Origin of the sequence: Microaerobacter geothermalis, assembly GCF_021608135.1 — a bacterium.
Classification (GTDB): domain Bacteria; phylum Bacillota; class Bacilli; order DSM-22679; family DSM-22679; genus Microaerobacter; species Microaerobacter geothermalis.
Map to the genome: position 1 here is coordinate 1 of NZ_JAKIHL010000033.1, position 15690 is coordinate 15690.

At 41.6% G+C, this 15690-nt stretch carries 14 protein-coding genes; 3 read left to right on the forward strand and 11 right to left on the reverse strand.

Annotated elements, in window-relative coordinates:
- Positions 1–524: 524 nt before the first annotated feature.
- Genes L1765_RS11755 through L1765_RS11765 form a run of 3 tightly spaced genes read right to left on the reverse strand, consistent with a single transcriptional unit; the run spans position 525 to position 3602 of the window.
- Positions 525–1505 (reverse strand): ABC transporter permease, encoded by a 981-nt coding sequence (locus tag L1765_RS11755; protein WP_236407678.1) that lies wholly within the window; start codon positions 1503–1505, stop codon positions 525–527.
- A complete protein-coding gene (locus L1765_RS11760; protein WP_236407679.1) occupies positions 1506–2444 on the reverse strand; it encodes an ABC transporter ATP-binding protein in 939 nt (312 codons plus the stop codon). It lies immediately after the preceding gene.
- A 3-nt stretch (positions 2445–2447) separates the two neighbouring features.
- On the reverse strand, positions 2448–3602 hold the full coding sequence (locus L1765_RS11765) for a COG1470 family protein (RefSeq protein WP_329610021.1): 1155 nt from the start codon (positions 3600–3602) through the stop codon (positions 2448–2450).
- Between the two features lie 135 nt (positions 3603–3737).
- Between L1765_RS11765 and L1765_RS11770 the strand changes: the two genes are divergently transcribed.
- Both L1765_RS11770 and L1765_RS11775 read left to right on the forward strand, forming a co-directional pair.
- Positions 3738–4331 carry an RNA polymerase sigma factor gene (locus L1765_RS11770; RefSeq protein WP_236407680.1) on the forward strand — a complete coding sequence of 198 codons (594 nt, stop codon included), beginning with the start codon at positions 3738–3740 and terminating at the stop codon, positions 4329–4331.
- Positions 4324–5061, forward strand: coding sequence for an anti-sigma factor (locus L1765_RS11775; protein WP_236407681.1), 738 nt, complete (start codon positions 4324–4326; stop codon positions 5059–5061). The genes L1765_RS11770 and L1765_RS11775 overlap by 8 nt, the downstream gene beginning before the upstream one ends.
- An 83-nt stretch (positions 5062–5144) precedes the next feature.
- On the opposite strand, the gene L1765_RS11780 is transcribed toward L1765_RS11775, so the two are convergent.
- The gene (locus L1765_RS11780; RefSeq protein ID WP_236407682.1) at positions 5145–5975 is read right to left on the reverse strand and encodes an aldo/keto reductase; all 831 of its coding nucleotides are present in this window, start codon (positions 5973–5975) and stop codon (positions 5145–5147) included.
- A 163-nt stretch (positions 5976–6138) separates the two neighbouring features.
- Here L1765_RS11780 and L1765_RS11785 point away from each other — a divergent pair, with 163 nt between their 5' ends.
- Entirely contained in the window at positions 6139–7317 is a 1179-nt protein-coding gene (locus tag L1765_RS11785) for an MFS transporter (protein ID WP_236407683.1), read from the forward strand.
- A 13-nt stretch (positions 7318–7330) separates the two neighbouring features.
- Here L1765_RS11785 and L1765_RS11790 read toward each other — a convergent pair whose 3' ends face one another.
- The 7 genes from L1765_RS11790 to L1765_RS11820 form a co-directional block, all read right to left on the reverse strand.
- Positions 7331–8995, reverse strand: a complete 1665-nt coding sequence (locus L1765_RS11790; RefSeq protein WP_236407684.1) for a glutamine--tRNA ligase/YqeY domain fusion protein — start codon at positions 8993–8995, stop codon at positions 7331–7333.
- A 204-nt stretch (positions 8996–9199) separates the two neighbouring features.
- Entirely contained in the window at positions 9200–10162 is a 963-nt protein-coding gene (locus L1765_RS11795) for an L-threonine 3-dehydrogenase (protein ID WP_236407685.1), read from the reverse strand.
- 51 nt (positions 10163–10213) lie between these two features.
- The gene (locus L1765_RS11800) at positions 10214–11404 is read right to left on the reverse strand and encodes a glycine C-acetyltransferase (protein WP_236407686.1); all 1191 of its coding nucleotides are present in this window, start codon (positions 11402–11404) and stop codon (positions 10214–10216) included.
- A 342-nt stretch (positions 11405–11746) separates the two neighbouring features.
- Positions 11747–12379: a nitroreductase family protein gene (locus tag L1765_RS11805; protein ID WP_236407687.1), complete on the reverse strand. Its 633-nt coding sequence runs from the start codon at positions 12377–12379 to the stop codon at positions 11747–11749.
- A gap of 107 nt (positions 12380–12486) precedes the next feature.
- Complete coding sequence (locus tag L1765_RS11810) at positions 12487–13173, reverse strand: GNAT family N-acetyltransferase (RefSeq protein WP_236407688.1); 687 nt, start codon at positions 13171–13173, stop codon at positions 12487–12489.
- 33 nt (positions 13174–13206) lie between these two features.
- The gene (locus L1765_RS11815) at positions 13207–14064 is read right to left on the reverse strand and encodes a carbon-nitrogen hydrolase family protein (RefSeq protein WP_236407689.1); all 858 of its coding nucleotides are present in this window, start codon (positions 14062–14064) and stop codon (positions 13207–13209) included.
- Positions 14065–14440: 376 nt separating this feature from the next.
- Positions 14441–15670 (reverse strand): DUF438 domain-containing protein, encoded by a 1230-nt coding sequence (locus L1765_RS11820; RefSeq protein ID WP_236407690.1) that lies wholly within the window; start codon positions 15668–15670, stop codon positions 14441–14443.
- Positions 15671–15690: the final 20 nt, after the last annotated feature.

The window sequence follows — 15690 nt, forward strand, 5'->3', positions numbered from 1 at the left end:
TGCGCCTCAAATCACGGAAGATATGGCGATACGATATCTGGAAACTTTAGGTTACCAGATTCCCGACAAACGTATAAACGCCTAATAATTTCTATTAAATACATATTTATCCATGTCCACTTTGTAGGGTAGGCTTATTTATTATGCACAATTTTACTTATGACGTGTCTCTACGTTCTTTCAAACTAACCCTCCTCGTAGTAGTCAAAATACTAGTATTCAACATAAAGGAGGCTTACTTCAGATGAAACGTTCTTTTTCATCTGAAGTTTAGTTGAACTTAGCCAGGGCAAACATTGTATTTACCTAAAATGTATCACATGAACGGATATTTGTATATTTTTCCTTTAAGAAAAATTTTTATTTAGATGTAATTTTAAGGATGTCGCCATTTTTATTTATGGATAGTTTTTCTTGCCGACATGAAAGTTATACTTTCTTATCAGCAAAAAAGGATGCCTGAATGTGCATCCTTTTCTTCCACATGGATCAATTTATTGTTGCTCTTTTATTTTGTATACAATCTACCGTGAACGAATTTCTTGTCCCATAAAGGAAACATAGGATAAAGCAAAACAAACCATGGTGGCTGCAATCAATCCGGTTAGTTGCGGCCAAACCAGTAAAAGACTTTGCCCTAAAGGAAGGGGACTTGGAATAGCTCCGTATATCTGTTCCATGGTTAGCGGACCAAGACTTCGGACGGAAGGAGTCAACAGAGTAGTCGTCGCTTCACTAAACAATTGGCTAGGTGAAAGTCTCATCAGGTTTTGTACAAATTGCTGGTAACTTAAGATCTCTTCCGGATTCGCTGCCTGAGAAGGGAGGGTGGCATTGGCCACCAGATTTATAATCATCGTAAAGAAAACACTAAAGAATATCCAAATAGCGATACTTGTCAATGCCGAGGTGGCAGCCTGACGGAATTTTACAGAAAACAGAATGGCTAGATTCAGCCAAAAGGCCACATAAAAAATGCTTAAAATGATAAAAAAGATGATACGCCAAAATTCTTCAGGTGTCGGTGGAATTCCGATGGCAATCAGACCTAGACCCATGACGAGAAATCCCAGGGCAAAAAAGATAACACTGATCACAATCAAAGCGGCCACAAATTTGGCATTAATTACGTAATCCCTGTGAATCGGCTGGGACATGAGCCGGCTTAAAGTCCCCTTGTTCCGTTCGGAATTAATTGCGTCAAAACCCAGAGCAATACCGATCAACGGCCCTAAAAAACCGATAAAAGTAATAAACGGCGGAAGCGTTCCATCAGATATGGTAAACAACTTCAGAAATAGAAAAGATTTGACCACATCATCAGCCGATGCGGCATCTCGGATAGTCATCATGGCCGTATAGAGGGAACCGATTCCGGTCAACGCTATTAAAATAAGGAGTATGATATAGCGCCAGCTACGAATATGGTCAGACACTTCCTTTTGCACAATTACCCAGAAGGGATGTTTCCTCCCCTGATTGAAAGGTTGCAAAAGTGCTTTCATCTAATCCCTCCCTTCAAAATAACGGTGGTAAATTTCATCTAATCCGTACTGTTTTTGTGTTAAATGATGCAGGGAAGCGCCGCATTCTACGATAGTCCGGGCAATTATTGAAGAAATATCTCTACTGCACCCGATGCGCAACCATTGACCGTCACTGTCAATTTTAAGCACACCATCGGTTTCTTTTAGCTTTTGGAGCAAATATTCTGATGGTGAGGTGACCTTAACTTCGATACAAATAGGTTCCTGGGAAAACAGTGTCATGGAAAGAGTATGAATGTCTCCCACGGCCAACAGCCTGCCGCTGACAAACAATCCAACCCGATCACAGATTTGCTGAACCTGATGAAGATGATGGGATGACAGCAAAACGGTAATCCCATCATCCCGGCTCAGCCTTTGAATTAATTCAAGGAAATCGCGTACACCCTCCGGATCAATACCCAGGGTTGGCTCATCTAGAATAATAACCTCTGGCTGTTTGATCAAGACATCAGCCAATCCCAATCTCTGCCTCATGCCCCTGGAATAGGTACCGGTTTTTTTAGAAGCCGCATCTTCTAGTCCGACCCGTTTCAAAAGGGTTTCCGCCCGTTCCTTTGCTACTTTAAGTGGAAGCTGATTCAACTGTGCTGTAAAAATTAAATTCTCCATTCCCGTGAGTTCTTCATAAAAACCTACGTCATCGGAAAGATAACCTACCTTTTTTTTGACCAAAAGAGGCTGCCGGGTGGAATCCATTTGACAGACGCGAACCGTACCGGATGTAGGCTCGGTCAATCCCAGCATCATTAAAATAGTTGTTGATTTTCCCGCTCCGTTTGGTCCCAAAAGGCCAAATATTTCTCCCCGGTTAACGGTTAAGGATAAATGATCAACGGCGGTGTGCTCCCCGTATTTTTTGGTAAGATCCTTCAGTTCAATAATGGATTGGCTCATCCTTTACCGCCTCCCATAGGTTCGGAAAAGATAATAGACGCCGCCAATCACCAAAAGAATAATCAAAATCCCAAGCCAACCCCATAAAAGAGAGGTTTTAACTGCTACTCTGAATTGCGCATCTGATGATGCCTCAGGAGCTGAGGCTGACATATTTACGACGTAATCACCCGCAATGGCTTTTTTATCCGCTTTGATGGTTGCCATCACTTCAACTGATTTCCCTGCTTCTAACTTATTAATGGTTTTCGGTTCAAAGTCCACCTCCCAATTGATCGGAGTATCCGCATCCATTTTAATATCTCGTAGATCGGCAGTTCCCTTATTTGTCACTTTTATTTCTAATTTTTTTTCATCTCCGGCAGTCACGTCTGTACTTAAAAGCCCCGTTGGGGTACTTAATTCCAAATCGTAAGAGCCTGTAATCACCACTTCCAGTTCCGTAACAGCCGAGGTAGAACCGGCTGCTGCTTTCACTGGAATTTTGTAGATTCCCTCCTTGATTTTTTCAGGCGGAGTGATTTCAATATCAATATCTTTGGAAGAATTGGCCTCCACACTTACAGAAGTAACATTCTTGTAATCCACTTTAAATTGGACATCCCAACCCCGTGGAGCATCGCTGGTCAGGGCATACAACTGTTTGTCTGCGGTTCGGTTTTTCAATGCGGCTTCAAATGTGAAAGTTGAATCTGCTTTTCCTTCCATATTCGGCTGATCGGTTGTCAGCTCGGTTTTGTATGTTCCCTGTTCGGTGACATTAATGGTGATAGGGAGGGAGGTTTTCCCTTCCGCTGTCACATAAAAACGGTACGCACCTTTATTAACTTCCAAAGGAACATCAACTTCCAAAGAAACCGTTCGCGATGCATTGGGCAGAACAGCAATTTCCCGGATGCTCCACCCTCCTGAAGTCAATTGATACTCCCAATCATCGGGAGCTCCTTCCACAGAGAGCTTGACTTTCTGTATGGCATTGCTATGGTTAATCACATCAATGGAGTAATTGATCGATTCACCGGGAGTGACCGAAATATCGGTATATGGTGTATACAACACCAAAGGTTCGGCTGCATCAGCCGTTGTTGGCGCGAGTAACACCACCCCCAGCAGCAGTGTAAGAAGAATGTTTAATTGCTTCTTTCTCGGTCTGTTCACTTGGATCCCTCCCATAAATTTTGTTTTCACACTATGTACGAACGAAACTCTATTTTGGATTTAATCAGGGTTTAAAAAAGTCATAATTTTTGTTACAAGTATAAGTGACTATTCATCTGTATGGGGGTGAATCTGTTGTTCAACCAAACTGATGAAATTCGGAGAATACTTGATGATATGAAAAATGGATCTATTGTCGCTTTTGACCAGTTTTATGACCGCTTTGCACCCTTCGTCTTTCGCATTGCATTGGGGATTGTTAAGGAACAGATGGAAGCGGAGGATATCTGCCATGATGTATTTTTAGAGGTTTTTTCAAAGGTAGAACAATTTGACCCGATGCGGGGAAGTGTTGAGTCCTGGTTAGCAGTGAAAACAAGAAGCCGGTGCCTGGACCGTTTAAAGCGCAAAAAATTCGTAGTTACCTGTCAACTAGAAGAGTCCAAGTCCTTGGAGGGATCAAGCGGGAATTCCGCTGAAGCCCATGTTCTGTCAAAATTGGAGCGGGAAACCATATATGAGGCGATGAAAAGAATTCCTGTGTCCCAACAACAAGCCGTTTACGGGATGTATTACGAATCCCAAAGTCAACGAGAGCTTTCACAAAAATTGGGCCGCCCCCTTGGAACTATTAAATCATTGGTCCGATATGGGCTAAACAATTTACGAAAACAGCTGTCTCAGCTGGGATGGGTTGAAGCATCCGGAGGTGGGAAAAAAGATGACTAAGCCATTTTGCGGGTGGATAGAGGAGGAAGTGGTTGATTTTGTCTTAGGAAAGCTGTCTCCAACGAAGCAGAAACAATTTAAACTTCATTTGGAAAGTTGCCATGCTTGCGCCGCTTTATATCATGAATGGTCAGAAATACTAAATAACGAGAGTATACATCAGATGCAGCAGGCATCTTTAAATCCATCCCCCTCTTTGAAAAGGAGATTAAGATTTCACCTGATCTTAAAAAAAGGGCTGTCTTTTCTCTCTTTACACCCTTCTGTATCTTTTTCAATGATTGGGTTTATTGTTCTGGTTGCACTCGTCATCGGATTATTTCCGAACCAAAACCAACCGTCTGGCAACGGGAATATCCTTGCGGAGCAGAATCAAGTGTTCCAGGAAATTCCAATGATGGCAGACCCCAGAACGGTGCGGTATGAAGCAGTTCCCGTGATATCATCGGATATTCGAGGATATGTCTGGGTCAATGATTCATCGAATGAAATGCTGCTATTGGTCAAAGGACTGCCGCCTTTGTCAAATAATGATTACCAGGTCTGGTTTATTTCAGCCAATAAACGATCCAATGTGGGTCTCTTAAATTTGGAAAATCAAATTGCCCATCTGTACTTTCGAGGTGGAAAGATTGAACAAGTTGAAAATATCGCCGTCAGTATTGAGCCCAAGGGGGGAAGCCATACTCCCACAGGCCCGGATACGGTGTATATCAACCTGAAAAAATAAAGGAATCTAACCGCCACTATGACTCTTGCTTTTTAAGCAGGAGATAAGTGGCGGTAATTCCCTGGACAAGGTGAAATGTTTCATTAAAAATCAAAATTGTCGGGATCCGGCCCGATTCGCTTGTTCATGTTTAGTCCGTCTATTCTGGCCATATCTTCGGGAGAAAGTTCAAAATCAAAGATGTCGGCATTTTCTATGATGCGATGCTCATGAACCGATTTAGGGATGGTGACCACTTCGTTCTGAAGATCCCAACGGAGAATCACTTGGGCAGGAGTTTTTTGATACTTCCCACTGATTTCCTGTATGGTGGGATGATCAAAGATCTGTCCCCTCATTAACGGACTCCATGCCTCCAATTGAATATTACGGGTTTTGCAGAAGTTGTGCAGTTCCTTTTGGGTTAAATATGGGTGGTATTCCACCTGGTTCACCATGGGGATGATTTCACTGTCTGCCATTAAATCTTGCAAATGGTGAATTTGAAAATTGCTGACTCCTATGGCTTTAACGTAACCTTCCTTATACAATTTTTCGAGGGCCCGCCATGTATCCTTATACTTGCCTTTAACGGGCCAATGAATCAGATACAGGTCAATATAGTCCAAACCAAGTTTCCTACGGCTTTCTTCAAAGGCGGCTAAAGTAGAGTCATAACCCTGTGAGCTATTCCATACTTTTGTGGTGATGAACAGCTCTTCCCGGGGTATATCTGATTCCTTCACCGCTTTCCCTACACCAACTTCATTCTCATAAAAGGCGGCCGTATCAATGCTTCTGTAACCTGCTTTTAACGCTGCTTTTATGGCATGGATCACTTCATCTCCATCCTTTGCCTTGTATACACCCAGTCCAAACCAAGGCATTTTTACCCCATTGTTTAATACCGTACAGTCAGATATATGAGAAATCATTTTCATCCCTCCCAGGATCGTTTTACAGTGACATTTTCTCAAAAAATGCGAGAGCACATCAAGTTATTATTGTGGGGAATTTCTTTTTTCTTTAAGATCTCCTCATAGTATATAATAAACATATGTATTCATCTGTTCGATCAATGAAAAGGAGGAAGAAAAGTTGAGTCTTCACAACCCTCCACTTTGGACGAAGGACTTTGTATTAATTAGTCTGTCCAATTTATTCTTGTTCACCAGCTTTCAAATGTTAATCCCCACTTTGCCGGCCTATGTAGAAGACCACGGTGGTGACGAATTTGCGGTGGGTCTTGTGATCGGTCTTTTTACGATCTCCGCATTGTTGACCCGTCCCTTTGCCGGTAAGGCCCTCGATACCATCGGAAGGAGAAAGGTTTTATTCTCCGGACTCCTTATCTTTATTGCCTCTGTTATGGGATACTATTGGATGACTTCTGTATTACTCATTTTACTGATTCGATTGATTCATGGAATAGGTTGGGGGATGGCGACGACAACTTATGGAACCATCGTATCGGACCTTATTCCTCCACAGCGCAGAGGTGAAGGTATGGGTTATTTCGGACTTTCCTCTAATCTTGCCATGGCTATTGGACCATTTTTTGGGATATGGGTGATGAATGAGTATGGGTTTGGGGTGCTTTTTTTTATTTCTACGATCTTAGTCATTTCGGCAGCTCTCCTCTCTCAAATCATTCATTATCATAATACCCCTGAAATAGGAAAAGAGGAAAAGTCTTCCCGGTTAAACGGACTTCTCGAAAGGAAAGCCTTTTTCCCCTCTCTCCTCGTCATGCTGTTAGCCTTTACATATGGGGGGATTGTCAGTTTCATTACCTTATTTGGGGATGAAGTGCATATCAAAAATGTAGGCTGGTTTTTCTTAGCCAATGCAGGAATGATTATGCTGATCCGTCCCTTTGCCGGTATGCTGTTTGACAAAAAAGGACATGTTTGGGTATTGCTCCCCGGGGCCCTCTTTTCCATTGCCGGTCTCTTTCTTCTTTCTTATACGACGAATCTATACACTCTTATAATATCCTCCATTCTCTATGGTGCCGGGTTTGGAACCATTCAACCCTCTCTTCAGGCATGGACCATTCACCGTGTTGCTCCTGAACGAAGGGGAGCGGCCAATGGCACCTTCTACTCCGCCTTTGATTTAGGAATTGGTGCCGGAGCGATGTTATTGGGCCTGGTTGCTAAATGGTCAAGCTATTCGATGATGTATCGTTTGTCGGTTTTTTTCTTGGGATTATATCTTGTGATTTATGTTTATTACTTGATAAAAGGAAAGAAAGAACCCCCACATCCATCATGATGTGGGGTTCTGTTCATTTATTTTTTTTGATATCAAAGGAACTTTTTAAAGATACAATACGGTTGAAGACTAATTTTTTGCCTGTGGTATGTTTTGGATCAACATTAAAGTATCCATGTCTAAAAAATTGAAACTTGTCTTGGGGCTTTGCATCCATCATGCCGGGTTCTACATATCCTTGGAGAATTTCTAATGAATTTGGATTTACATAATCAAGGAAGGTCTTTCCTTCTTCTTTCTCTTCATTCAGTATCAATGGCTCATATAACCTAAATTCTGCAGGTTTTGCATGTTTGGCATCCACCCAATGGATCGTCCCCTTTACCTTTCTTCCGGTAAAACCGGTTCCGCTCTTGGTCTCGGGATCATAAGTGCAATGAATCTCTACCACATTTCCATTTTCATCCTTAATCACATCATGACATTTGATGAAATAAGCATGCTTTAATCTAACTTCATTTCCTGGGAACAGTCTAAAATATTTGTTTGGCGGGTCTTCCATAAAATCGTCTTGTTCGATATAAATTTCCCTTGAGAAAGGTACTTGCCTTACTCCCATTTCAGGATTCTCTGGGTTGTTTTCTGCTTCCAACATTTCCATCTGTTCTTCGGGGTAATTGGTGATGACGACTTTTAATGGCCTTAATACTGCCATGGTTCTTGGTGCCTTCAATTTTAGATCTTCCCTGATAAAGTGCTCCAGCATTTGTGCATCGACGACACTATAACTTTTGGCTACTCCAATCTCCCTGCAGAAGTTGCGAATGGATTCCGGTGTATAACCCCTTCTTCTTAACCCGGAAATGGTGGGCATCCTGGGGTCATCCCATCCATCCACATAACCTTCATCCACCAACAGCTTCAGCTTCCTTTTGCTCATGACCGTATTGGTCAGGTTTAACCGGGCAAATTCATATTGCCTGGGCTGGCTTTCCATTTCACATTCTTGAACCACCCAGTCATATAAAGGGCGGTGGTCTTCAAACTCCAAACTGCACAGGGAGTGGGTGACTCCTTCGATGGCATCTTCAATCGGATGGGCAAAATCATACATTGGATAAATGCACCATTTGTCTCCTGTGTTATGATGGGTCGTATGGGATATGCGATACAATACCGGATCTCTTAAATTCAGGTTGGGAGATGACATGTCAATTTTCGCCCTAAGGACCTTCTCCCCATCTTTAAATTCCCCTTTTCTCATCCGCTCAAATAAGTTGAGATTTTCTTCAATGGTTCTATTTCGATAGGGGCTTTCTTTTCCCGGTTCTGTTAATGTCCCGCGGTATTCTCTGATTTCCTCAGCAGAGAGATCGTCTACATAAGCTTTTCCTTTTTTGATTAATAACACAGCCCGATTGTACATTTCTTCAAAATAATCCGAAGCAAAATATAATCCGTCCCAGTCATACCCCAGCCATTTTATATCTTCCTTGATCGCCTCAACAAATTCTTTATCTTCCTTTAACGGGTTCGTATCATCAAACCGCAAATTTGTCTTTCCATTGAATTCATCAGCCAGATCAAAATTCAACACGATGGCCTTTGCATGTCCAATATGCAAATAGCCATTTGGTTCCGGTGGAAAACGAGTAATGATTTGATCATGTTTTCCTGATTTCAGATCTTCGATGACGATATTTCTAATAAAATGAGAAGAACCAGTATTGTTTTCCATAAAATCAACCCTTCTTTTTCATAACTACATGTTGGAAATTTTGATTCACTGATATTTATATCATAAAAAACCATTCATTTCTATCAATGCCAGTATAATTTCCATTTATTTTCAATTCATTCTTACTCCCAGCGATCCTGCCCACTCCCTTGAATAATAAAAAAGCAGGGAGTACCTGCTTTTTTTCATATTAACAATTTTTTCTTATCTGACTCCCGCCACGAAAAACTTTTCTCTTAACTTATGAAGCATATCCTGAGTCATTTTTGTCAAATCATATTCTACCTTGAAGTCCCATTCTTCCACCGCTGCGGTTGGATCGATAGAGTTCGGCCAGCTTTCGGCAATACTCTGTCTCACCGGATCAACGTTATAATTCATTTCGAAATTCGGAATATGCTTTCGTATCTCATTTGCAAAATCCTCCGGTTCCACGCTCATGGCGGTTACGTTAAATGCATTTCTGTGTTTTAGTTTTACCGGGTCTGCTTCCATTAAGGTAATAATGGCGTTTAACGCATCCGGCATATACATCATGTCCATGTAGGTTCCTTTGGCAATATAAGAAGTATAGCTTCCATTCTGAATCGCTTCATAATAGATTTCGACCGCATAATCGGTGGTTCCGCCCCCTGGGGGTGTCATATACGATATTAATCCCGGAAAACGAAGACCCCTGGTATCAACGCCAAATTTATTATAATAGTAGTCACAGAGCAATTCACCGGATACTTTATTTACTCCGTACATGGTTGTGGGTCTTTGGATGGTATCCTGTGGAGTATTGTCTTTTGGAGTAGAAGGTCCAAATGCTCCAATGGAACTGGGCGTAAAGAATTTACACTTCTGTTCCCTTGCCACTTCCAATGCATTGATTAATCCACCCATGTTTAAATTCCAGGCTAAAAGAGGCTTTATTTCTGCTGTGGCTGACAATAACGCCGCCAAGTGAACAATGGTATCCACCTGATATTTCTTGGCGATATCAAACATTCTTTTTGCATCTGTTACATCAAGGGTTTCAAAGGGACCAGATTGGACAATTTCGCTTTCATTCCTTCGAATATCTGTTGCGATCACATTATGGGTTCCATAGATATCCCTCAGTTTCATCACAAGTTCCGATCCGATTTGCCCCAATGCCCCTGTTACCAGTATCCTTTTCATAGGTAAGCCTCCCTATCGATGCTTTAACAATGCCAGGTTTCTCCCATTCACCTAAATGATTTCCATCTCTTTTCCTACTTTTTCATAAATGGAGATCGCCTGATCGAGCATTTCTCTTGTGTGGGCTGCCGTCGGCATATTTCTAACTCGACCTGATCCCCTCGGAACGGTTGGGAAAACGATTGCCTTTGCATAAACCCCTTCCTCATACAACTTTCTGCTAAACTCCTGGGTCAGTTTTTCTTCTCCAATCATACAGGGAGTGATAGGAGTCTCACTTTCTCCAACCTTAAAGCCTAAATCAAGGAGTCCTTTCTTTAAATAGTTTGCGTTATCCCATAACCGGTGCTGCAGTTCTGTACTGTTCATGAGGATGTCAATCGCTTTAATGGTTGCCGCAATATCTCCAGGCGGCAAAGCGGTGGAAAACAGGAATGGCCTACTTCTTACTTTTAACCAGTCGATTAAGTCCTTTTTCCCTGCTACATATCCGCCCACGACTCCGATCGCTTTGGAAAGCGTCCCGATCTGAAAATCAATTTTGGCTGAAAGTCCAAAATGCTTTACCGTCCCTGCCCCATTTCCCAATACACCTGAACCATGTGCATCATCGACATAGGTAATCAGGTCAAATTCTTCTGCGATCTCTACAATTTCCGGAAGTTTGGCAATATCTCCATCCATGGAAAAAACTCCATCGGTGATGACCATGATTTTATTGTATTGTCCGGATTCTTTGGCTTCCTTTGCTTTGGTTCTCAAATCATCCATATCTGAATGATTGAAACGGATAATCTTGGCTTTGGATAATCTGCATCCATCAATGATGGAAGCGTGATTCAACTCGTCTGACAGGATGGCATCGTTTTGATCCATCACAGCGGAAATGGCAGCCATATTGCAGTTAAATCCGGATTGGTACGCAATGGCAGCTTCGGTATGCTTAAACTCAGCCAATTTTTCTTCAAGTTTGATGTGAAGTTCCAATGTCCCATTAATTGTTCTTACTGCACCGGCACCTACTCCATATTCTCTGACGGCTTCAATAGCAGCTTCTTTCAGTCTTTCATCCGTTGCTAGTCCCAAATAATTGTTGGATGACAAATTGATGAGCTCTTTCCCTTCAATTTTGATCACCGGTCCATTGGGACTTTCCAAAGGGTCAATCACATTGTAAAGCCCTTTGGATTTCAGCTCTGACAAATTTTCCTTTAAAAAATTTTCCAACGCTTTACTTGACAAAAATATCCCTCCTTAATGAAAGCCTTTTCAATTAAAATCACTTCATTTGGGTTCTCTATTTATTATTACCGTTTTTGTCGTCTGTAAGTAATCAAATGTCCATATACAGAGGACAAAAGTAAGTCCGATTATTCCCTTTTTATCAGTATTATTTACTTCTATTTTATCATATTCCATTGATTATGTACACATATGAAGGACAGTTAAAGGAAAATTAAGGCGACACCCGCAGAAAACAAGGCGTCGCCTACTTTAGTTTTATGTTCATTTTCCATCATGAACCGCCAATTTTAAGTCCTTTGAATGTAGTGTTTGTACATTGGGGCTAATATATTGGCATTATTAAAAACTTTCATGTATCACAACTTCTTCTAAAGGAAAACGACTCGTTTGATGGGCTGGTTTTTCAGCGTATCCCAAGGTAATCATCAAGACCGGAATATACCGATCAGGAATGTTTAATTCTTCTCGTAAAGCAACAGGATCGAAACCTCCCATGGGACAGGTATCAATATCATTGGCTTTGGCAGCCAACATGAGTTGCATCGCAGCAAAGGACGCATTGCGAATCGCTTCATGAACCCCTACATTTTCAACATTTTGATAAACCTGTTGAATATTATTTACAATGTCATTCTTGGCCTCTTCCGTCATATAGCCGGCTTTAACAGCCTCATTATAAATCGTTTCCGCGTTCTTGTTTGCCTCCGTATCACCAAGGACAATGACCACAGCTGAAGCATCAAGAACCTGCTGTTGGCGATAGGCGATCGGGAACAACCGTTTTTTATTTTCTTCTTCCTGAACAACGATAAATTTCCAATGTTGCAAATTCCAAGACGAAGGGGCTGTCGTGGCCAATTGTAAAATTTGCTCCAACTTCTCGGAAGGGATTTTAATCCCTTTTTTATAGTTTCTTATACTGCTTCTTTCCTTCATCACATCAGCGATATTTTTTTCTTTCAAAGTTGTCATTATTTACACCTCCAAGTATGAATAGTATTTCCAACATCTTCTAAACATAACACGACAGCTTGTAATCGATGTGACGGGCTTTTGAGGCTCCGAGATTTCAGCTATTCTTATTCTTCCTGTTGAGATCTTGCTGCATAAAAAGGATTTTTCCATTCCATTAGGGCTCCATAATGACAGGATTCTTCATCCTCTAGATAGTTCGCTACCACATGAACGGGTGTGCGGCCACAGCGAAGCAGGAAAGTGAGCACAGGATCCTTAAATTCACCTTTAACTACAGCTTGAAGATATTGTTCCGCCGTCATCTCATTCGCTTTCTTGTGATAGCCAGGCATTCTTCCTCCACCTAACAGTCTTTCCAATCCTTTATGAACAACAACATCATACATCGAAAACATCAGCCATTTTCCCAACCCAAATTTCCGATAGGATGGACGTACACAAATATCAACTACATAAAGCGTATTCCCGTTCGGATTATGGTTGCGAATATACCCTTGATCTGTGATTTCTTCCCATGTATGTTCCGGATGGCTGGGATCGAAGTCAACCATGAATCCCGTCATCGAGCCAGCAATTTCGCCATCAACCTCAATACATAAAGCCCCCTCAGGGAAAAGTGTAACATGGTTTTTCAGCTGTTCTGTGTTCCACCATAACTCTTGGGGAAATGGGGGAGGAAAACTTTCCTGCTGAATCTGAATTAATCCGGGAAAGTCCCGTTCTTCATAATTTCGGATGACTGCCGGAACAGGCCGATCTTGGTCAAATACATAAATGTTCTTTCGATACATCCTTTTCCCTCCTCTCGAGCAACTGGCCTCTCCTTATTTCCAATCAGGATAGAGATCCGTTCGCCGGTCACGCCAGGTGGTTACAGATCCACTCTCACGAACCTGGTATAACAGTTCTAAATCCAGATCTGCAGTAACAATCATATCCTGATTGATTTCTCCTTCTGCCAAGATGCCGCGTGGCGGAAATGGAATATCGTTGGGTGTAATCACTGCTGCTTGACCGAAATTTGCCCGCATAAAGTCAACCGTAGGCAAAGAACCGACTGTTCCCGTAGTAACAACATAGACTTGGTTTTCTATCGCCCTCGCATGACTGGTGTAACGGACACGATGGAATCCATGTTGATCATCTGTGCAGGAAGGACAAAAAATCACATCAGCTCCCATGGCCTTAGCCATACGAACGATTTCTGGAAATTCGATATCGTAGCAAGTTAAGATGGCGATGGATCCTTTATCGGTTTCAAATATCTGAAAGCTTTCGCCCGGAGTCATCTTCCATTCTATCACTTCCGTCGGTGTCATATGAAGTTTGGGCTGTTCTGTGATTCTTCCATCCGGGTAAAACAAATGAGCAACATTGTATAAACGACCACCCCTTCGGATGACATGGGTGCCGCCGATAATGTGCATGTTGGTTTGTTTTGCAAAGGATGAAAACAAATCCCGGTAACGCTCTGTGAAATCAGGTAATTCATTGATGGTTAAGGCATTTCCTTGATCGTTGCCGATAGACATCAATTGAGTTGTAAAAAACTCGGGGAATAAAACAAACTCGGCACCAAATTCCTCGGCTGTTTTAATATAATGCTCGGATTGTTTAGCAAAATCTTCAAAGGAATATATGGTGTGAAGGTGATATTGTACAGCTGAAACCCTTATTTTCATAAACGCCTCCTATAGTGGAATAAAACGATTACATCTAATTTTTGTCGTATGTTTAACTATTTTACACAAATCACCTTCCGCCTGTAAATTATATCTGCGCTTCAAAATTTCACGTGTGATTCTTAACAGCGAGAATCACCTCTGACGGGACAAGTAATTGTTGGTAATATTCTCTTGTTTCTACAGTGAAGATTGTTGATCTATTGGCAGCAGTCAAAAAAAAGAGCAGAAACAAGACTGGCATATCATTCTGGGGACGCAGTACATATCCGAAATTCAGGCATACTAAGTCAATCTAGCCACTATGAGGCTGTCCCATAAGTTAATGAATGACTGAGGGATAGCCCTGTAGTTCTCTCTTGCCGATTACAAATAGTCAGGATAATATACGTTTCTCTCCTTTGATGGCTTGAATCGGATCGATATTCTGTGTGAATTCTAGGGTGCCGATATACTTTTTGTTCTCATCCCGAACAGCAAAATAACGAATATATACATATTTATCACGGAACTTGATCCAGAAATCCTCGGAATCTTTCTTCCCTGATTTGAAGTCATTCAATAGTTCTTCAACTATATGGGCACTTTTGGGTGGATGGCAATTTTGAACGGTTCGCCCGATGACAGCCTTGGTTCGTGGAAAGATTCTTTCTTTTCCTTGGGAGAAATAGCGGACAACATCTTGATCGTCAATGAAGGTAATGTCAACAGGGAGATGGTTTAATAGTAGCTCAAGCTGATTTAAGGAAAGCACTCCAGTTCCCAATTGAATATACCCTTCAGATATCGCCTTCACATTTAGTTCTTTTCTTTCAGGCATCCATATTGCGGCTGGCTCAGTTAAACAATAGCCGATTTCATCACTCTCATGGGCGATTTTAATCCATTCATCTTCGGTCAGATGATTCATGGACATCGGAAAAAGAATGTTTTCCTCCCTGTAGATCATGTCGTATATTTGCTGAATAAAGTATGCTGCACCTTCAATTACGGCTTGTTTATCCCCATTGTAGTTCATTAATTTTCGTTTTGTTTCCTTGATGGCGTCGCGGATGTAATCATCAATTCTCCACATATTTGTAGACGGTCCGTATATACTGTACTTTTCCAAGTAAGGGAAAATAAGATGCTCTTTACGGACGTAGTGCTTATCAATATCTAGCAAAAGATTGATATCTTCCAAGAGTTTGTATATGTTATCATCAGAATCCTCTTTTGCAAACTGTTCCAAATGCGGTTGAAGCCTGGATTGTATCAATTTTTCAATTTCCCTGTTTTCCAGTTTAAACGTATGAATTGGATGTCCTGGTTCATCCTCGGGATGTTGAACGTCTTCGATCTTCCCTTTAAGAATGGACATATGCGCAGAGGATAAGCGCTGCACTTCACTTTGAGGAAGATCCCTTGATTCTAAAATGCTGCGTTGAAGTTGGGAAATTTGAGCAACTTCCTCAACAGTGACTGTGCCGATCACTTGATCAAAACGAGCCTTAACCTCGTCCACATTTTTCCCGTTATAAAGCTCCAAAAAAATTTCTTTTAATTTCTCTTGACGTTCTGAATTTTGATGTATATGTTGTTCACGGTTATTGATCATCTCACTCATAGAAATGCTCCTTTACTTAA